We start from the raw sequence: 19,216 nt of genomic DNA, 5'->3' as shown, positions 1-19,216 counted from the left end.
CCTCGGGCCCGCCCGGGCCACCCGAGCGGTTCCCACCCGGCCGCCGGGGAGGTGGGCCGCCGCCGGGACCGGAGCGGTTTGGGGGCCCCCCCGGGGGGGCCGCGGGCCCCCCCCCCCCCCCCGGCGTCCACCCCCCCGCCCGGGGGCCGGGCCGGGGGGCCGGCCCCGCCCCCAACCCGGGGGCGGGGGGGCCCCCGGGCGCCCACGGCCGGGCCCGAAACCGCTCCGGTCCCGGCGGCGGCCCACCTCCCCGGCGGCCGGGTGGGAACCGCTCGGGTGGCCCGGGCGGGCCCGAGGGCAGAAGCCCCGGCCAGAAACGCAAGAGCCGGTGGAAGATCGCGCGCCGAATCGCCTATGTCCTCGTGGCACTGGCCATCGTGGTGCCGAGCACGGTGTTCCTGGTCGCCTATTCCACGGTTTCGGTCCCCGAACCCGGCGACCTCAAGACCAACCAGGTCGCGACGATCCTCGCGCAGGACGGGGAAACCGAGATCACCCGCGTCGTCCCGCCGCAGGGCAACCGCACCGATGTGACGATCGATCAGATTCCGCCGCATGTGCGCAACGCCGTGATCGCCGCAGAGGACCGTGACTTCTACAGCAACCCGGGTTTCTCGATCTCCGGTTTCGCCCGCGCCGCGCGCGATAATCTGCTCGGCCGGGAAAGTGCCGGCGGTGGCTCGACGATCACCCAGCAGTATGTGAAGAATGCGCTGGTCGGCGACGAACGCAGCTACACCCGTAAGCTCCACGAGCTGGTCATCTCGGCGAAGATGGCCCGGCAGTGGAGCAAGGACGAAATCCTGACCGCCTACCTGAACACCATCTACTTCGGGCGCGGCGCCTACGGTATCGACGCCGCCGCCAAGGCGTATTTCGGTAAACCGGTGCAGGAGTTGAACGTCGCCGAGGGCGCCGTTCTGGCCGCGACCATCCAGTTGCCGTCGCTGCTGGACCCGGAATCCAATCCGGAAGGCGCCGAGGCCCGCTGGAACTATGTGCTCGACGGTATGGTCGCCGGCGGCAATCTGGACCGGAACGAACGTACGGGGATGACCTATCCCCAGGTGGTGTCGTCGTCCGCGGCGGCCGGCCAGAAAACCGATTCCTCGGGGCCGGAGGGCCATATCAAGGCGCAGGTGCTGCGCGAGCTCTCCGAGGCGGGGATCAGCGAACAACAGCTGAACACCGCGGGCCTGCAGATCACCACGACGATCGACGCCCAGGCACAGCAGGCCGCGCTGAACGCCGTGCACACCAATATGGAAGGCGAACCGGAGAAACTCCGTACCGCTGTGGCGTCGATCGATCCGAGATCCGGTGCGGTACGCGCCTACTACGGCGGTGAAGACGGCTACGGCTACGACTTCGCGAATGCCGCCCTGCAAACCGGTTCCTCGTTCAAGGTGATCGGTCTGGCGCAGAACCTCGAGATGGGTATTCCGCTGTCCCAGATGTACGACAGCGGGCCTATCACGGTGAACGGTATCGAGATCACCAACGTCGAGGGCGAACAGTGCGGGGTCTGCACCATCGCCGAAGCACTGAAACGGTCGCTGAACACCAGCTTCTACCGAATGCAGCTGGAAATGCAGAACGGGCCCCAGAAGATCGCCGAAATGGGCCACAAACTGGGGATACCGGAAGAACTTCCGGGTCTGGGCCCCACGCTCACCGAACCCGGTGGCGCCGGCCCGAACAACGGTATCGTGCTCGGCCAGTACCAGGCCCGGCCGCTGGATATGGCCTCCGCCTACGCCACCTTGGCCGCGTCTGGGATGTATCACAAACCGCATTTCGTGACCAAGGTCGTGACCGCCGATGGGCAGGTGCTGCTGGACCGCGGGGATGTGGCCGGGGAACGACGGGTTTCGGAAGCGGTCGCCGACAACGTGACCGCGGCAATGGAGCCGATCGCCGCGTACTCGCGCAACCACGGGCTCGCCGGTGGCCGTCCGTCGGCTGCCAAGACCGGTACCGCGCAGCTGGGCGACACCGGGGAGAACAAGGACGCGTGGATGGTGGGGTACACCCCGTCACTGGCCACCGCGGTCTGGGTGGGCACCACCGACAACTCGCCGCTGCGCAATTTCGGCGGCGCGATGATCTACGGCTCGAGCCTGCCGTCGGATATCTGGAAGGACACGATGGACGGCGCCCTCGAGGGCACGCCCAACGAGAAGTTCCCGAAACCCGCGCCGATCAAGGGGCAGGCGGGCGTCCCGAAGTGGACCGCCCCGTACACCGCGCCGTCCACGACGATGCCCAGCTTCGAACCGCCGGTGGTGATCCAGCCGAGTCAGGTCGAGATCCTGCCCGGTATCACTATCCCGGTACCCGGCCTGCAACCCAATCCGCGTAGCCAGACGCAACCGCAGGGTCAGCCACAGGGCAACAACAACGGTGCCGGTCCGCTGCCCGGGCAACCGACCGCCGGACCCGAGGGGACCGCGCCGACCGTCACTCAGGCACCCGGTGCGGGAACGGAGAGCGATACCGGCGGCGATACCGATTCCGGGGGCGATACCGGCACCGATCCGGGTGGCACCGACAGCGGCGATACCGGCGGCTGACGGCCGGCCCGCCACGCTCCGGGGTCCGGCTCGGGTCCGGACCGGACCCCGGTAACAGGTAACCTCGGGTGCCGTGAGCGAGCAGCGACTGGTGGGTGGGCCGGACGACGGGCACGAGCCCGGAAACGGACGTCCGCACCGGGATACCGGACGCGGGTACGATTCGCCCGCACCGCTCGCTCCCGACCTGAGATCGGCCGACGCTCGCGACAAGCCGAGCCGCAACGATTCGATGACCGCCCAACTGTGCACGGTGGTGGGCGGTCCGGTCGGCGATCACGCTCTCATCGGGCGTGCCCGTTTCTGGACTCCTATGCGAGTGCTGCTGGCGTTCACGGTGATCTTCCTGGCCTTCGGATGGTTCGCCAAAGCCGGTTGTATCCAGCAGACCGCCACTCCCGGCGGGGGGCTCTCCCTCGACTGGAACGACGGTCGCCAGTACACCGCCATGTGCTACTCCGACACCGTGCCGCTCTACGGCGCCGAACGGCTCAACGAGGGCGCCTTCCCGTACAAGAAGTACTGGGTCGAGGAGGCGCCGGGCGGCGGTACCGAGATCCGGCATATGGAGTATCCGGTGCTTTCCGGGCTGTACCAGTACGTTTCGATGCTGGTGGCCAAAACCTGGGACGCGAGCCCCCTACCCGGCGCATTGCAAGTGGTGCTGTACTTCAATGTGGTCGCCCTGGGTTTGTCGATGGCCTGGCTGGCGACCATCTGGGCGACCGCGCTGCTCGCCGGACGCCGGATCTGGGATGTCGCGCTGATGGCGTGTTCGCCCCTGGTGATCGTGCATGCCTTCACCAATTTCGACTTCCTCGCTACGGCGTTCGCCGCCGGCGGCCTGCTGGCCTGGGCCCGGCGCCGGCCCCTGCTGGCGGGTGTCCTGTTGGGTCTGGGCGGTGCGGCGAAGCTGTATCCGCTGCTGCTGCTGGGCCCGATCCTGGTGCTGTGCCTGCGCGCGGACCCGATGCAGCGCACCCCACGTGGGCAGCTGTCGATGCGGTTGCGCGATGTGCGCGACGCGGATTCCCTGAGTACCTGGCTGGCCGAAGTTCCGGCGCGGGTCCGGTTGCTGGGTGCCCGCCCGCTGGGGGCTGCCGGTTTGACCGCCGGTGGCGCGCTCGCGACCTGGGGTCTGGTGAATCTGCCCATCGCCCTGCTGTACCCGGACGGCTGGCGGGAGTTCTTCCGGCTCAACACCACCCGCCACGCCGACCCGGATTCGCTCTACAACGTGGTGATGTCGTTCACCGACTGGAACGGTTTCGACGGTGCGCTGCGCCACGGTGAAGCACCGGCCATTCTGAACATGGTGTCGCTGCTGTTGTTCGCGACCGCCTGCCTCGGTATCGTCTATATCGGCCTCACCGCGCCCCGCCGCCCCCGCCTGGCGCAGTTGTGTTTCCTGGTGATCGCGGCCTTCCTGCTGACCAACAAGGTGTGGAGCCCGCAGTACTCGTTGTGGCTCGTGCCGATCGCGGTGCTGGCGTTACCGCATCGCCGCCTGCTGCTGACCTGGATGACGATCGACGCTCTGGTCTGGGTACCGCGAATGTTCTACTACCTCGGCATCGACCGGAAGGGCCTGCCCGAACAGTGGTTCACCGGCACTGTCCTCCTGCGCGACCTCGCTGTGATCGGATTGTGCGTGCTGATCATCCGCCAGATCTACCGCCCGGACGAGGACCTGGTACGCCGCGACTACCTGGACGACCCCGTCGGCGGAGTGGTCGACCGCGCCCCCGATCCCCTGCTGCCCTGGCTCCCGGAGGTCCTGCGCCCGCGGATCTCCCTGGACACCCATTGGACCCGCGCCGACGCCACGGCCCGGCGAACGCGCCGTGGAAGGCCGGCCGAAGCCCAGCCGGTACCCCCCGCACGCCCACTGGAGACTCGCCCGCCCGCACGCCTGGGCTGACCCGGAACGTTGCATACGCCCGGAAACCGGGCCCCGGCGCCGGAACCTTGCCCGGGGGCTCGGCACCGAGCACTCAGCCTGCGCGCATGATCCTGGCCTGTTGTTCCGGTTCCTGCGGTAGGAGGTCGAGGTCCAGCTGCCAGGCGTTGTTCGTCCACGGATCGAACAGTGGGGTTCCGGTGACCGTGGGCAGGTGCCGGCAGGCTCGGGACAGCGTGGCCACCATGTTGTCGTGGGAGTCGGTTTCGTTGGCGCCGACGATCACGGTGGACAGTCCGATCAGGTCGCCGCGCGCGAGCAGCGCGGCCAAGCGCTGCGCGTCCGCGGTTTGGTAGCCGTGCGGGAAGTCCGCCGCCAGCAGGATGCGATGTTCGGCCGGCGGTACGCCCTGCCCCGAGTTGTATGCCATTTCGGCGAGTTCGGCGGCGTCCACGAGTTGTTGCAGCCGCGGCGAGATATCGGCGTGATCGTTGATCGGCGGCCCCGCCAGCACCGGCGCCAGCATTCCGGTGAAACCGGTGAATGCCCCGGTGAGGTCGATGATGTCGACAACCGTTCGGCGGCCCGGTGCGGCGCGCAGCAGGCGGGCCAGCAGTGCGCCGATCACCGGGGCCACCGCGGCCGACGATTCGGTATCCACCCACAGCGGCCGGTTCAGCGGGACCGGCACGCAGTACGGGATGCGCAGCGCGCCGCGGTCGAGTGCGTAGAGTTCACCGAGCCGGATCCCGTCGGCCGGGGCCGCCGGGCGATCCCAGGCCGGGGAATTCCACGATGCCAGCGCGGCGGGTAGCACCGCGTCCGCCTCGGCGAGTTCCCGTTGCAGTTGGGCACTGTCGCGCTGGTGACTGTTCTCGGCGGTGGCGGTGAGTTCGTCGTAGCGGTGTTGCGCGGCTGTGCGCGCGGCATCGGCGGCGGGGGTGTTGCGGGTCGCCGGGTCCGAAACCGCCGCGGACAGTTCCTGATCGAGCCGTTGCGCCGCGTAGTCGCGGGCCGATTCGAGGGCGGCTGCCGACCGGGCGGCGTCTTCGAAGATCATCCACAACCGTTCCAGCCCGTGACCCACCTCCAACGGGGAACCGTCGGCGGGTGCGGCCGGTGGCGGTGCGGAGCCGGAAACTGCCGCGCCGTCGACAACGGTGGCGGTCGAAGCCGCCACCGTCGGTACCGCGGGCACCTGGTCCTGTGCGCCGTGGGTGCGCAGAAGTTCGGCGATACCGCCCGCATAACCCTGCCCCAGCGCGCGCAGTTTCCAGCCCGTCCCGCGCCGATACAGTTCGAAGCAGATCAGCGCTGTTTCCCCGGCCTGCGGGGTGATCGCGAATTCGGCGACCGGCGCGTCGTTCTCGGAGAGTCTCGCGGTAACCACGCCCGGCGCACCGTTCGCCGAAGCGATCAACAGCACCGCTTGGGCGTCGGCACGTACCTCCGCGGGAGTGACCACCACAGTGGCGGCTGCCTCCTCGATCCGGACCCCCGGGCCGTCCGGCCGTTCGGAAACCAGCACATCCGCGGCCGTTTCCACCCGCAGGTCCGCGGCCACCACCAATGCCGATACGGTCAGCGGTACCGCCGCGTGCACCTGGAAGCGGGAGACACCGCCGCCGAGCGCGATGTTCTGTCCCGCCTGCAAGATCTTCATATCCTGTCCCCCGCTACCACTCATACCTGCAGGAACCGGCCCAGCTGCGGAATCGCCTCGCCCGGATGTTTGGCGTTGAAGCCCTCACCGATGGCCTGCATCTTCCAGTCCCCGCCCGCCCGGAACAGTTTGGCCATGGCCATCGCCGTTGTCGGCGTCCCACCGGTGAGCGAATACCGGGCCAGTTCGGCGTTGTTCGCGCCGTCGATCAACCGGCAGAAAGCGTTCTGCACCTGGCCGAAGGTATGGCCTTTGTAGGAGGTCACGATGAACACGAGGCTGTTGACATGCGCCGGTATGCGCATCAGATCGACCAGGATCACCTCGTCGTCGCCGGCACCCTCACCGGTGAGGTTGTCGCCCTGGTGACGTACCGAACCGTCCTTCGAGGTGAGCTGACCGTAGTAGGCGACATCGACGGGGTTCATATCGGCGAACATCACCACCGAGGCATCCAGGTCGATATCCACGGTGCGGCTGCCGAACAATCCACGCTGCTGCACCGGATCCCAGCCCAGGCCCATCTTCACGAAGGTGAGGGCGGCGCCGTCCTCCTTGCGGAGGCTGACCCGCTGCCCCTTCTGCAGGCTCACCGGTCCGGTCTTGCTCAGGCTTATCTCACCGGTCGGTTGCTGCGGCGGCGCCGGCGGCTGCTGGTAGCCCGGTCCGGGCGGCGGCGGATAGCCCCCGCCCTGCGGCGGGTAGGGCGCGGTGGGCGGCGGCTGCTGGGCCGGGTAGGCAGGCGGAGCCTGCGGCGGGGGCGCCGGGGCCTGCGGGGGCGGCATCGGAGCCTGCGGGGGCGCCGGGGCCGCCTGCGGCGGGGGAACAGGCGCGGCCTGCGGAGGAGCGGCCTGTGTCTGCGCGGACGAATCATCCACCGTGACACCGTGGTCGGTGACCAGCGCCGCGAAACCACCGGCGTAACCCTGGCCGACCGCGCGCACCTTCCAGGCGCCCTGCCGGCGATACAGTTCGAGCGCGATCACGATCGACTCGCTGGCCAGTCCGTCGATCCGGTATTCGAACAGCTGGGTGCCGGACTGATCGGAGACATAGGCGACCGGCGGCGCGAACTGACCGAAATTGGTATTCGGATCGTCGAGGGTGATAACCGCCCGCACCTGCGCGATATCGGCGGGTACCGCCGCGAGGTTCACCACCAGCGCGGCAGGCTGACCGGCCGGGCCCGGACGCAGCTCCACACCGGGGCCGGTGGGCTGGTTGTAGAACACGAAATCGGCGTCGGACCGGACTTTGCCCTGCTCGGTGACCAATAGTGCGGACAGATCGGCCGGGGCGGCCAATTGGATCGAAATCACCACGTCATTAGTGGCCAGCGGACCGTTCTGGCCTTTGGCGAGTGTTGCGGACAAGTCAGACCCTTCGCTTGTCGGTGCGTGTACGTGCCACTCTACGAGATACGTGCCGACCGCAGATGTCGTTAACAGGGGCCGGCACCGCTCGGCAGCCACTGTCGGACACGTATCCCGGCCCGGCCCGGCCCGCGGGACGGTACGGATGGACGCGATCGAACTGGGACGATTAGGGTAGCGGCGACGGATGAGCGCCGTATGGGATCGGCGTTCGGGGCGGCTACGACAGGGCGATTCTTCTATGGCACAACTCTTCGAACAGTCGAAGAAGGTGGTGGAGGTTCACCTCGCGAACTCCGGCATCCGCGCGATTTCCGGTTCGATGGTGGCCTACGAAGGCGCCGTGCAGTTCAAATCCGCCGGATTCGGTGGCGGCGAGGGAGTTCTCGCCGGCATGAAACGCCGGGCCACGGGCGAGAAGCTGTCGCTGATGGAATGCACCGGTAACGGCCGGGTCTTCCTGGCGGTCAACGGCCAGTACGTGTCGGTGGTGAACCTGAACAACGAAACCCTGCAGGTCGAATCGCAGCAGCTGCTGGCCTTCGCCGGGAATCTGCGCACCGATGTACGTTTCGCGGGGGTCCGCGGGGCCTCCAGCGGGCAGGGCCTTTTCACCACCACGGTGAGCGGGCAGGGACAGGTCGCCCTGCTCTCGGCGGGCGGTCCACTCATCCATCTCGAGGTTTCCCCCCAGTTCCCACTGGTAGTGGACCCGGATGCGTTCGTCGCCGCTCGTGGCAACCTCAACCAGTCGTTCGTCACCGATGTGTCCTGGCGTTCGATGGTGGGGCAGGACGGCGGCGAGGCATTCTCACTGCGGTGGGACGGGCAGGGCGTGGTCTCGATCCAACCGGCGGAACGGTAGGGCATGTTCGAGCAAATCAATTCCAAGGTCGTCAAGGTCGATATCGGCGCGGCGGGCGGTGTGGTCGCGCGCGCCGGCGGGATGCTCTTCTACACCGGCGATGTGTCCTTCGCACCGCACGAGATACCGGGTGGCGCCGGGATGGGCGGCGGCCTGGTGCGGATGGCCGGCCGGATGATGGCCGGGGAACACCAGCGCACCATGCTCGCTCAGGGCACGGGTCAGGTGCACTACGGCTTCGCCGGACTCGAAGTTCAGGTCGTGCCGATCCAGCCGGGCGCGACGTTGCAGGTCGAAGCGTCCCGGCTGCTGGCCTATACGGCGGGATTGCAGACCTCGGTGGTTTCGGTCGCGAGTTCCGGTGGCGGCGGTGGTGGTGGCGGCATCATGGGTGCGCTGCGCGGCGCGGCCTCCGGCGCCCTCACCGGCCAGGGCATGTTCACCACTCAGCTCTCCGGGCACGGCAGTGCGGTGCTGCTGGCCCACGGCGGCTATCTCGAATTGCAGATCGGCGGACCGAACCCCGTGGTGGTCGACCCACAGGCGTTCATTGCCTCCTACGGGAACGTGCACACCGAACTGAAAGCCGCGATGAGCTGGCGGGATGCCGTGGGGCGCGGGTCCGGTGAGGCCATGCAGTTGCAGTGCGCCGGACAAGGCGTCGTCTACGTTCAGGCGTCGGAGGAGAAACTGTGAGCGAGCTTGCGAGCGAACCATCGACACAGCGCGCATCGCGCACGACGGAGCCGAGCGCCAGCGAGGTGCAGTCGTGAGCGAGATCCTCAGCCCGATGACTCTCGGGGAAAGCGACAATATCCCCGGGAACAGCTACGCCTACTGCATCGACCTGAACAAACCCTGGTTCATGCGCAAGGGCGCGATGATCGCCTACTACGGCCAGATGCGGTTCCAGGCGCTCACCCACGGACTGCAGGGCCAGCTGATGCATATGGTGGCGCATCAGTTCTCGGCCCCGCTGTTCACCGGGGACTATGTGGTCGCCGAGGGTCAGGGCAAACTGCTGATCGGCGACCGCGGCTACGACATCAACTCCTACGATCTCGACGACGGCAACCTCACCATCCGGGCCGCGAATCTGCTCGCCTTCGAACCGGGTCTGTCGCTGAACCAGTCGATCGTCCCCGGTTTCCTCACCCTCATCGGCACCGGTAAGTTCCTGGCCTCCTCGAACGGTCCGGTGATATTCGCCGAACCACCGCTGCGGGTGGATCCGGAATCCCTGGTGGGCTGGGCCGATTGTCCGTCGCCGAGCCATCACTACGACCAGCGCTGGATTTCCGGTTTCCTGGCGGCGGGCGCGGCGGCCTTCGGCGTGAACTCCGGGGAGGAACGGCAGTTCGATTTCACCGGTGCCGGAACGGTACTGATCCAGTCGAGCGAGAAGGTCCTCAGCGACTCCGCGCTGATCCGCACCATCGAAGGGCAGTTGCAGAGCGGGATCACGGTGCCCGGACTGCAGCGGTTGCAGGGAGTTATCGCGCAGCAGCTGGCCGGCCAACAGGGCCACTGAACCACTGGGCGGCGGGCGGCCGAGCGGCAACACACCCCCGGTGTCCGGTTCGTCCGTGTAGGCAAAGGCAGGCCGACCGGGCAGACTTGGCCCATGCTGCATCTGCGGGTGATGTCACCGGCCGGACTGACCGACGAAGTGCTGGCCGTCCTCGAATCCGACGATGCGGTAAGCGGTTTGGCGGTGCTGAGGGGTAGTGCCGTGCGCCCGGCCGGCGATGTGATCCTGGCGGATCTGGCCCGGGAAGCCGCCAACGACATCATCGAACGTCTGCGCGCCACCGGCCTGCACCATCACGGCAGTATCGAGTTGGAGCCGGTGCGCACCTGGATGTCACTGTCGGGTTATCTGGCCGAGCTCCGGACGCCGGGCTACAGCGCGGACTCGGTGGTGTGGGCGGATGTGACGCAGCGGTCCTACGAGGAAACCGAACTCAACTGGACCTACCTGAGTTTCATGACCCTGGCGACCATCCTGGCCAGTATCGCGATCGTGGTCGACTCCCAGATCCTGGTGATCGGCGCCATGGTGCTGGGCCCGGAATTCGGTGCGATCGCCGCGCTCGGTGTGGCGCTGGTGCGGCGCCGCCCGGCTCTGCTGGGCCGCGCGATCGGCACGCTGCTGGCGGGATTCGTCGCGGCGATCTTCCTCGCCTTCGTCGCCGCTCTGGGTGCCCGGCTGCTCGGCTGGGTCAGCATCGATGTGGTCACCGGCGAACGGCCGGAAACAGCCTTCATCTACACACCGGACAAGTGGTCGTTCGTGGTGGCGCTCATCGCGGCGGCCGCCGGCGTCCTCTCGTTGACCTCCGCCAAATCCGGAGCGCTCGTGGGTGTTTTCATCTCCGTGACCACGGTCCCCGCGGCCGGGAACATCGCCCTGGGTCTCGCCTTCGGCGCGTGGTCGGCAGTTTGGGGTAGCGCGCTGCAGCTGGTGGTGAACCTCGCCGGGATGGCGATCGCAGGCTGGGCGACCCTGGCGCTGCAGGATATGGTCTGGTCACGAGTGTCGCTGCGGCGAGCGCGCACCGCGGAGCGAGCCCGCCGTCGCATGCTGTGACAGGTACTTCGTGGTCCGAGCGATCGAAGGTGCGGGTGTACCGGCAGTAACCGCATGTCCGAGGGGGCGTACGTGCATCGGGCCCGGCCCGGGCGGTGGCCGATCCGGAGCTAACCGGTGGGTTCGGTGACCCGGCCCGGCAAGGCAGCGGTGAACCAGTCGACGATCTCCGCGCCGGCCAGGATTCCCGTGGCGGAGGTGACGCTGATACCCGGATGGGACCAGCCGAGCTCTTCGAGTTCGCCGTGCCGGGGTCGGATTCCCCGCTCGGCCGCCATCAGCATTTCCGCGTCGAGCGCGCCGTCGCCGGCGGCGAGTGTCGGTGCCACCGGATCGAGGCGGCCGGTGTCGACGAGCCGGTCACGGACCTCGGCCACCGCCCGGCTCTTACACACCGCCCTCGGCATGGTGTAGATCTTGCGACCCTGCCGTGACGCCGACCAGCCGCGCGGCCGGCACCAGCTGTCCCATTCGGCCAGGAAATCGGCCGGAGTGGCGGCGAGATCGACCACCAGATAGCAGAACAAATCGTCCGCCTCGCGGTATTTGAGCACCCACGAATCGTCGATCCGATCGCGCAGGGCGGCGCCGACCTCGGCGAGAGTAGCGCCCCCCGCCCGGACCGCCGCATCCACCGATCGGCGCCACCCACTGTCGGGCAACCCGTCCACCAGTATGTTTCCGCCGTTGCTGGTGACCGCGAACGGCCACGGGGCGCCCGGAAGTCGGATCCGTTCGAATTGCGCGATGGTGCGGGTGGTCGTGGGTAGCACGGCCGCCGCCGCCGCGAGCCCGGTCAGCGCGCGGGCGGCAGCGACGGTCATATACGACAGTGGGGCGCCGTCGAGGTGCTCCACGCATACCGTTTCCGGCTCGGTCGCCCCGAAGGCGTTACGCGAGTAGATCATCGTGCGATCCAGATCGGTCGCCACGAGTACCGGTTTCGCAGACATCATCTAGCGCCGCACATCCTTGATCAGACCCATACACGAGTAAGCCAGTTCCGGTACGACCTCCACCGGCACTTCGCGCGCCTGCGCGAGCAACCGGATATGCGCGTGTTCGGCGGCGTCGGGCTCGCGGACCAGCACCCGCCACGGCACCCGCCGCAGCAGCACGCGGGTCGTTTCCCCGACCCCCGGTTTCACGAAGTTCACGCTGTCGATGCCGTATTCGGCACGGACCCGCTCCACCGATGCCCAGCCGGCCCAGGTCGGCGTCCGGTCGGCGGTCCGCAGGAGCGTCACCTGCTCGGTCACCCTGTCGCGGACCGTGTCGAAGACCGCGGTGACCGTATCGATGAGGCGACCGGAGACATCGTCGGCGGCGAGATCGGCGTAGAACTTCGCCCCGTGGAAGTCGTGCGGGCCGATCAGATCCCGGTTGAGGACTGTGCGCGAAACCAGCCCGGAGACCGTGGAATTGAGACAGGCCGAAGCGATGAGGAAATCGTCGCGGGTGCCGTAGGTGCGCACACAGTGGCCGGGGTCGGCGAGTACCGCTAGGTCGGCGTCGAACCGCGCGCCGCCGGCCGCGTGGTAGGCGTTCAGTGCCTCGGTGAGTTCCTTCGCGATCGCGCCCTTGCCGGTCCAGCCGTCGACGAACACCACATCGGCGGGGTTGTGCCGCCCGGCCAGGTAGTCCAGAGCGACCGTATCGATTCCGCGATCGCGCACGATCGAGACCGCGTAGTGCGGGATATCCAGGCCGGGCCGGGACCCGTGCCCGGCGGCGAGCCAGCGCCGGATCAGGATGCCGATCGGCGTGCCCGCGCGGGCCAGCGAGGCCAGCACGATATCGGTACCGCGTTCGGCGACGACGAGTTCGGCGACCGTCCCCACCGCCAGCGCCAGTCGCTGCGCACTGTCGTCCAGTACCCGGTCGAACAACTCACGATAGGCGGCGTCGGGCTGGTACTCGATGGGCAGCGATTCGGCATAGTGCGCGATACCCGCCTGGATCCGCTGTTCGCGATAGGCGAGATCGGCCTCCAGTTCGGCATCGGACAGATCTTTGAGGAGCCACGCCACCTCGTCGCGGGGGTAGGAACCGAATGCGGGACCGTAGAGCGGCCGGGCGACACCGGCCGATCCCGCCCGCGACGACACCCCCGTCCCCGGCGGCGCGGGCGCCTCGGGCATCTCCGCTTCCGGCCGCGAAGACACCGCCCGCTCCGGGCGGGAGGGCACCGACTGCTCCGGCCGAGCCGCGACAGCCGTACCCTGCTCCCTGGTCCGGGCCGCTGCCAGGGCTACCGGGTCGGCTCCCGGCAAAACCGCCACCAGCACATCCGACCCCGCCGCGGTGAGTACGTCCACGAGCCCGCCGGGCGCGTAGAGCTGCGTACTGTCACCCGGATCATCGACCACGAACATCAGCACCGGGTCGGCGCCGGTCGCTGCCGAAGTGCCCGGCCAGGAGGCGTTGTACAGGAATCGCGGCTGCTCCTCACCGGGCTCCGGTGCCTGGAACCGGAACCCGCGCCGCAGCGGGTAGCCGGGCTCGTCCAGAACGTAGGCCGGGGAACGCGTGGTCGTCTGGTACCGCACCGCGATACCCGACTCGGCCAGCGCCACCGCCAGGCACAACGGCAGATACATCAGCTCTTCGTGCCCGAGCACCACCACCGGCCGGCCGGGATATTCGGTGACCAACTGATCCCGCAGCATTTTCGCCGCGGCAGCCCCGGCCTGCTCGAACGCCGGACGATCGCTGCGCAGGAAACCGTGCCGCCCGCCCTCGGGCACATCCTGCGGCCAGGGCAGTTCCACCCGGGTGGCAACGCCCCGCGCCGCGGCGACCGGGTTGAGTTCGGCTTCCGGCAGGTCCAATACCGTCCCGACCAGCCCGTCCGGCAGCACCGCGCTGCCCGTGGCGAGGCAGACCGTATCGATCCGCGCTCCCAATTCGGCTGCCACTCGGGCGAACCGGGCCCGATCGGTCTCGGTGCGCATATCGACCAGCGCCGCCAGTACATAGTGGGTCCGCGGCGCGAACTCGTGCAGTGCCGCGATCGCGTCCAATGCGGTGTTACCGGTGGAGATCTCGTCGTCCACCAGCACCAGCGGCAGGCCTGCGGTGAAAACATCGCCGGGCATCGGTTGCAGTAGATGAGAGGTGGCATGTGAATGTCCCTCTTCGAAACCGGTCAGCGTGCGCGCTCCCGGCACGGCCCGGCGGGTCGAATGCAGGTAACAGGCTGCGTCGATCCGGGTCGCCACGCAGTGCCCCAGACCCGTCGCGGTCTCGGCGAAACCGAGTGCCACCGCATCCTGTTCGCCGAGTACGGCACGCACCAGGTCGCCCAGGCGGTCACCCGCGTCCCGCACCACCAGCGGATCGGTCGGCAGATGTTTACCCAGCACCGTGGACACCAGCAGATGCGCCCGCCGCGGATTCTTGCGCAACCCCGGCTGCAGTAGATCGGTGATCGCCGGGCGCACCGGTAGGGCGTCCGGCCGGTCGCCGTGACGGAAGCATTCGCGATGGAGCAGTTCTATTCCGAGTGTGCGGGTGGCCCAGTACCTTTCCGTCCCTGACTCGCTCATGATGTGACCAGCGCGGATAGCAGGTCCACGAAGGACACCCCTTTCTTCGCGACCCCGAACACGCGGGCCCGGGCGAGTGTGTGCCGGGCCCAGCTGCGGTGCGGCCGCATCTCGTTCATCTTGTTCCGGTACCCGGACGCGGCGACCCCGCCGACCTCCACCTGGAGGATGTCCAGGGCATCGGTGTACTCCTCGTGCGTCACCACCGACAAGGCGTGCACGGCCGCCACATGGGAAGGATGGATAACGGTTTTCCCGTGGATTCCGTTGGCGCGGTCCAGGGTTATCTCGCGCAGCAGGCCGTCGAGATCACGGCTCACCAGGTAGCTGCGGAACGGCACCGCGTCGGATTCCTCGAACGGCGCGGTACGCAGCAGCGGGCGGAACATCCGTTCGTGGTCGGCGAAGTACTCCCACACGGGCCCGGTGATCACGAAACCGGTACCGTCCGTCCGCCCCAGATAGTTGACGATATCGGCGATGACATCGGCGATCACCCGCACGTCGTAGATGGTGAGGTCGCGGTCGCGGCGGATACCGAAGGTCGCGCACATATCGGTGGCCCCGATCCGGACCGCCAGAATCCGTTCCCGGTGCTCGGCCAGCAACGCGGCGATCTGGGACAGCTCGGAATCCCGGGTCTGCCGATGCACCAGCGCCGCGGATTCCAGGACGGGCATACCGTAGAGCGGCCGCTCCGGCCGGACAGCGGCGGCAGCCGACAGCGCCGCCAGGTATTTCGGCGCCGAGGCACTGTCGAACTTGGGGAAGACGAATCCGGTGAGCACATCGGCGCCCGGCCCCAGCCGTTCCAGGATTTCGGGCACCGTATCCGCGTCCCGTACCCGGACGAACAGCAAAGGGCTCGGGTCCCGGTGACAGGCAAGCTCGTCGAGGGTACGGACGGCCTGCTGCTTGGCGGCAGCGAGCTCGTGATCGGCGACCGCGTCCTCGAGGTCGATCACCATCGAACACACCCCGCGTTCGGCCCGCCGGACGATCGTGGCCGTCAGATCATCGCGGGTCGCCGGAACGTACAAGGTGGCGCCCAGCGCAAGCGCCAGCATCTCCCGGTCGGCATGGTCGTCGAAAGGTTCGGGTTGCCGATGGAACAGGGTCCGCGCATCGGGGCCCTGCAATTGCCGGAAATGCCGGCGCGGTACCCGTTTGTGCAGGGACACTTCCTGCCGAACGGCCATGGCTGCGGTCATCGAACCCCCGTCTCATCCATTTTGTCCTGGTTGTCTGCGCATGCGATCCACCACTCCGGCAATGAATTCGGTGATGGTGTCGAGTTCGTTCACATACGCCCAATAATCGGGGTGCTGCCCGGTCAGCGATCCGGTGACCCGGTCGAGCCGCTCGACCTGGGCGTCCAGTACCGAACCCCATTCGGCGACCAATCCCCGTGAAACTGCCAGCATCTGCGCGTCCCGGAGCCGGAACCGCACAGCCTCCGCGCGTCGGCGCGGATCGTCTCGGACCGCGCGCAACTCGGTCAGCCGTTTGGTGACGGCATCGACGAGTTGTTCAGCGTCGGCGAGATGACCGCGCGCAGTTGTGGTCAGGTCAAGGGCCAGCTCCGGGTTGTGCTCGGCCGCGGCGGCGCGGGCGCCGGCGAGGGCGTTGTCCGCCGCGGTGATATGACGCTCACTTGCGCGCTCATTGTCGGCCAGATCCGCCGAACTCGCAGCATTGAACTCGCGCAACAGGGCAGAGTACGCGGGCCCGAGACGTTCGGCGCGGGTGCGCACCGCCGCGATCCGGGTGGTGACCGAGGCGATCGCGTTCCGCGCGGCACCGGCCCGAGATGGCGCCTGGGCCAAAGCTTCCGACAACTCCGCCGTCGCGGCGTCCAACCGGTTCGCCGCCGACCGCACCCGGCCTCGGGCTTCCGCCGGAACGGCCTCCAGTGTGACCATTGCCTCATCGACCCGAGTGGCCGCCGACCGCACCGACGGATAGCCGCCGTACTCCGATTCGGCCGCCTGCCCGCGCACCCGCGCCGCCTCGGTGGTGACGTGAGCGACCAGGTCCGGAACAGCACCACGCACCGCGACCGCCTCGTCGAGCCGGGCACGCTCGCCGTGATAGAACCGGTCCACCTCCCGCGCCGCCGCCTGCAGTTGCCGCACCACGGTGTCCAACCGCTCCTGCCGGCCCGCAATCCCGGCGCCGGACTGCTCGGCCCGGCCGATCTCGTCGGTCAGCGCGAGATAGGCCTCACCAGCGGTGTAGCACTGCTGCCGCACCGGCGCCCAGTGCCGGCCGAGTTCTCGTTCCGGAAAGATCTCCTCGGAGGCGATGGTGGCCGTATCCGCGACCGATTGCCGGTGGTCCATATCCAGGAACGCCGCCGTCAGCGCGGACCGTGCCTGTTCGAACCACGGATCCTCCCCCGACCGGAACCATCCACGCCTACGGCCTGCCACAGACCCGATGGTATGAGATCGCGGACCAGGGCGGAGCGAGGGCCGATATCGCAGGTGCAAGAGGGCTTCCGAGCCCGGATGGGCGCATGACGCTACGCAACTTCACCGAAAACCACTACTGTCGTTTCCGTACCCGGCGATTTCGGACATGCTGGGAATCGCAGACAACTACGAAAGGGAATCCCGCATGGGTGTCAGTTTGTCCAAGGGCGGCAACGTCTCGCTGAGCAAGGCGGCTCCGGGGCTCACCGCGGTCGCCGTCGGCCTGGGCTGGGATGTGCGCACCACCACGGGCACGGACTTCGACCTCGACGCCAGCGCGATCGCCACCGGAGCCGACAAGAAGGTCGTGTCCGATAAGCACTTCGTGTTCTTCAACAACCTGAAGTCGCCCGAGGGCAGCATCGAGCACATCGGCGACAACACCACCGGTGAGGGCGAGGGCGACGACGAGGTCATCAACGTCGACCTGGCGAACACCCCGCCGAACATCGAAAGCATCTTCTTCCCGGTCTCGATCTACGAAGCCGACAGCCGCCAGCAGTCCTTCGGCCAGGTCCGCAACGCCTACATCCGCGTCGTCAACCAGGCCAACAACGAAGAGCTGGCCCGCTACGACCTCTCCGAGGACGCCTCCACCGAAACCGCCATGGTGTTCGGTGAGCTGTACCGCAACGGCGCCGAGTGGAAGTTCCGCGCCATCGGCCAGGGCTATGCCTCGGGCCTGGCCGGTATCGCCCGCGACTACGGTGTGAACGTCTGACGATCCGCACCTCCGGGTAGCGTGAGGGGGTCCGGTGACGGGCCCCCTCGTTCACGCCTCCCCAACGAGGCGGAGGGGACGAATTGGACAAACCGGCAGTCGGCGGTAACGCTGGTGACAGGAGCGGCAACGCTGGTGACCAGAGGTCCCTCGACGCCGCCGACCAGGTTTCTCGTTAACGGCCGGGATACCGACCGCAGTCCGGCCACCGCACACGAAAGGTCCCAGCGTGGTCCTGCGAATATTCGGTTTTTCCATAGTCGTCACAGTGCTGTCGCTGGGGGTGGCGTTCCTCTACGGCGGTCCGACCGCCCTGGCACTCTGCCTCATCCTCGGCATCCTCGAGGTATCTCTGTCATTCGACAACGCCGTGATCAACGCCACCGTCTTGGAAAAGATGAGTGAGTTCTGGCAGAAGATCTTCCTCACCATCGGCATCCTGATTGCCGTCTTCGGTATGCGGTTGGTCTTCCCGCTGGCCATCGTGTGGATCACCGCCGGTCTCAACCCCGTCGAAGCCTTCGATCTGGCGCTCAACCCGCCGCCGAACGACGCGGCGACATTCCCCGACGGTAGCCCCAGCTACGAGACCCTCCTCACCGATGCCCACCCGCAGATCGCGGCGTTCGGCGGCATGTTCCTGGCGATGCTGTTCCTGAACTTCATCTTCGAGGACCGGGAAATCAAATGGTTGTCCTGGGTGGAACGCCCGCTGGCCAAGGCCGGCAAGCTGGACATGATGTCGGTGGTCGTGGCGGGCACCGGCCTGGTGCTGTCGGCGGAGTTCCTCGCCCACGACGACACGCGCTCCACCGTGCTGCTGGCCGGCCTGCTCGGCATGATCCTCTACATCGCGGTCGACGGTCTGGGTTCGATGTTCCACGTCGAGGAACAGGCCGAAAACGCCGCCGGCGGCCCCTCGGAGCTGGCCAAGGCCACCGGTAAGGCCGGGTTCTTCCTGTTCCTCTACCTCGAGGTCCTCGACGCCTCGTTCTCCTTCGACGGGGTGATCGGCGCGTTCGCCATCACCGCCGACCCGATCATCATCGCGCTGGGCCTGGGCCTGATCGGCGCCATGTTCGTCCGGTCGATCACCGTCTACCTGGTGCGTAAGGGCACGCTGAACGAATACGTGTACCTCGAGCACGGCGCCCACTGGGCGATCGGCGCACTGGCGCTGATCCTGCTGATCACGGTCGGCGATATCCACGTCCATGAGCTCATCACCGGTCTGATCGGTATCGCGTTCATCGGCGCAGCGGTGTTCTCCAGCGTCCTTCGCAACCGCAAAGAAGGCGGCGAATCGGAGAAGCCGCTCACCCCGGAACGCACTCCGGTCGCCTGATATCGAAGCCCGACAGAAACCGCGGGGGGGGGCCGCCCCGGCCGCGCCCCCGGGGTTTTTTGGGGGGGCCGCAAAAAAACCCCGCGGGGGGCCCCCCCAGGGGGGCGGGGGGGGTAGGCGGGAAAAAAGCCCGCCCCCCGCGCCCGTGCCCGCGGAGCTGAGCC

14 protein-coding genes are annotated in these 19,216 nt (G+C 67.9%); 8 read left to right on the top strand and 6 right to left on the bottom strand.

The window, feature by feature from the left end:
- Positions 1–362: 362 nt before the first annotated feature.
- Both QH195_RS29695 and QH195_RS29690 read left to right on the top strand, forming a co-directional pair.
- On the top strand, positions 363–2,573 hold the full coding sequence (locus tag QH195_RS29695) for a transglycosylase domain-containing protein (protein ID WP_280437812.1): 2,211 nt from the start codon (positions 363–365) through the stop codon (positions 2,571–2,573).
- A gap of 187 nt (positions 2,574–2,760) precedes the next feature.
- Complete coding sequence (locus QH195_RS29690; RefSeq protein ID WP_280437814.1) at positions 2,761–4,494, top strand: glycosyltransferase family 87 protein; 1,734 nt, start codon at positions 2,761–2,763, stop codon at positions 4,492–4,494.
- A 73-nt stretch (positions 4,495–4,567) separates the two neighbouring features.
- On the opposite strand, the gene QH195_RS29685 is transcribed toward QH195_RS29690, so the two are convergent.
- Positions 4,568–6,136, bottom strand: a complete 1,569-nt coding sequence (locus QH195_RS29685) for a TerD family protein (protein ID WP_280437811.1) — start codon at positions 6,134–6,136, stop codon at positions 4,568–4,570.
- A 20-nt stretch (positions 6,137–6,156) separates the two neighbouring features.
- Positions 6,157–7,509 (bottom strand): TerD family protein, encoded by a 1,353-nt coding sequence (locus QH195_RS29680; protein ID WP_280422651.1) that lies wholly within the window; start codon positions 7,507–7,509, stop codon positions 6,157–6,159.
- A 241-nt stretch (positions 7,510–7,750) separates the two neighbouring features.
- Between QH195_RS29680 and QH195_RS29675 the strand changes: the two genes are divergently transcribed.
- From QH195_RS29675 to QH195_RS29660, 4 genes are all read left to right on the top strand, one after another.
- On the top strand, positions 7,751–8,374 hold the full coding sequence (locus QH195_RS29675) for an AIM24 family protein (protein ID WP_280422650.1): 624 nt from the start codon (positions 7,751–7,753) through the stop codon (positions 8,372–8,374).
- A gap of 3 nt (positions 8,375–8,377) precedes the next feature.
- Positions 8,378–9,070 carry an AIM24 family protein gene (locus QH195_RS29670; RefSeq protein ID WP_280422649.1) on the top strand — a complete coding sequence of 231 codons (693 nt, stop codon included), beginning with the start codon at positions 8,378–8,380 and terminating at the stop codon, positions 9,068–9,070.
- A gap of 94 nt (positions 9,071–9,164) precedes the next feature.
- Positions 9,165–9,905 (top strand): AIM24 family protein, encoded by a 741-nt coding sequence (locus QH195_RS29665; RefSeq protein WP_432278460.1) that lies wholly within the window; start codon positions 9,165–9,167, stop codon positions 9,903–9,905.
- Positions 9,906–9,998: 93 nt separating this feature from the next.
- Positions 9,999–10,964: a DUF389 domain-containing protein gene (locus QH195_RS29660; RefSeq protein ID WP_280422647.1), complete on the top strand. Its 966-nt coding sequence runs from the start codon at positions 9,999–10,001 to the stop codon at positions 10,962–10,964.
- Positions 10,965–11,074: 110 nt separating this feature from the next.
- Here QH195_RS29660 and QH195_RS29655 read toward each other — a convergent pair whose 3' ends face one another.
- Genes QH195_RS29655 through QH195_RS29640 form a run of 4 tightly spaced genes read right to left on the bottom strand, consistent with a single transcriptional unit; the run spans position 11,075 to position 16,944 of the window.
- The gene (locus QH195_RS29655) at positions 11,075–11,920 is read right to left on the bottom strand and encodes an HAD family hydrolase (protein WP_432278459.1); all 846 of its coding nucleotides are present in this window, start codon (positions 11,918–11,920) and stop codon (positions 11,075–11,077) included.
- Positions 11,921–14,512, bottom strand: a complete 2,592-nt coding sequence (locus QH195_RS29650) for a phosphoribosyltransferase (protein WP_280437810.1) — start codon at positions 14,510–14,512, stop codon at positions 11,921–11,923.
- A complete protein-coding gene (locus tag QH195_RS29645; RefSeq protein ID WP_280422645.1) occupies positions 14,509–15,723 on the bottom strand; it encodes an HpcH/HpaI aldolase/citrate lyase family protein in 1,215 nt (404 codons plus the stop codon). Before QH195_RS29645 ends, QH195_RS29650 begins: the two co-directional genes overlap by 4 nt.
- 12 nt (positions 15,724–15,735) lie before the next feature.
- The gene (locus QH195_RS29640) at positions 15,736–16,944 is read right to left on the bottom strand and encodes a hypothetical protein (protein WP_280437809.1); all 1,209 of its coding nucleotides are present in this window, start codon (positions 16,942–16,944) and stop codon (positions 15,736–15,738) included.
- A gap of 187 nt (positions 16,945–17,131) precedes the next feature.
- Between QH195_RS29640 and QH195_RS29635 the strand changes: the two genes are divergently transcribed.
- Positions 17,132–17,707 carry a TerD family protein gene (locus QH195_RS29635; RefSeq protein ID WP_280422643.1) on the top strand — a complete coding sequence of 192 codons (576 nt, stop codon included), beginning with the start codon at positions 17,132–17,134 and terminating at the stop codon, positions 17,705–17,707.
- Positions 17,708–17,936: 229 nt separating this feature from the next.
- Complete coding sequence (locus QH195_RS29630; protein WP_280422642.1) at positions 17,937–19,052, top strand: DUF475 domain-containing protein; 1,116 nt, start codon at positions 17,937–17,939, stop codon at positions 19,050–19,052.
- The last annotated feature ends 164 nt before the right edge of the window (positions 19,053–19,216 follow it).

The sequence above is a fragment of the Nocardia carnea genome, assembly GCF_029868855.1.
Lineage (GTDB): Bacteria > Actinomycetota > Actinomycetes > Mycobacteriales > Mycobacteriaceae > Nocardia > Nocardia carnea_A.
This window is presented reverse-complemented; position numbering and strand designations above follow the sequence as displayed.

What these genes read in the sequence shown, in the direction of transcription:
- QH195_RS29685 (WP_280437811.1), bottom strand. Translation starts at nt 6,136, where the DNA reads ATGAAGATCTTGCAGGCGGGACAGAACATCGCGCTCGGCGGCGGTGTC.
- QH195_RS29675 (WP_280422650.1), top strand. Translation starts at nt 7,751, where the DNA reads ATGGCACAACTCTTCGAACAGTCGAAGAAGGTGGTGGAGGTTCACCTC.
- QH195_RS29670 (WP_280422649.1), top strand. Translation starts at nt 8,378, where the DNA reads ATGTTCGAGCAAATCAATTCCAAGGTCGTCAAGGTCGATATCGGCGCG.
- QH195_RS29665 (WP_432278460.1), top strand. Translation starts at nt 9,165, where the DNA reads ATGACTCTCGGGGAAAGCGACAATATCCCCGGGAACAGCTACGCCTAC.
- QH195_RS29660 (WP_280422647.1), top strand. Translation starts at nt 9,999, where the DNA reads ATGCTGCATCTGCGGGTGATGTCACCGGCCGGACTGACCGACGAAGTG.
- QH195_RS29655 (WP_432278459.1), bottom strand. Translation starts at nt 11,920, where the DNA reads ATGATGTCTGCGAAACCGGTACTCGTGGCGACCGATCTGGATCGCACG.
- QH195_RS29650 (WP_280437810.1), bottom strand. Translation starts at nt 14,512, where the DNA reads ATGAGCGAGTCAGGGACGGAAAGGTACTGGGCCACCCGCACACTCGGA.
- QH195_RS29645 (WP_280422645.1), bottom strand. Translation starts at nt 15,723, where the DNA reads ATGACCGCAGCCATGGCCGTTCGGCAGGAAGTGTCCCTGCACAAACGG.
- QH195_RS29635 (WP_280422643.1), top strand. Translation starts at nt 17,132, where the DNA reads ATGGGTGTCAGTTTGTCCAAGGGCGGCAACGTCTCGCTGAGCAAGGCG.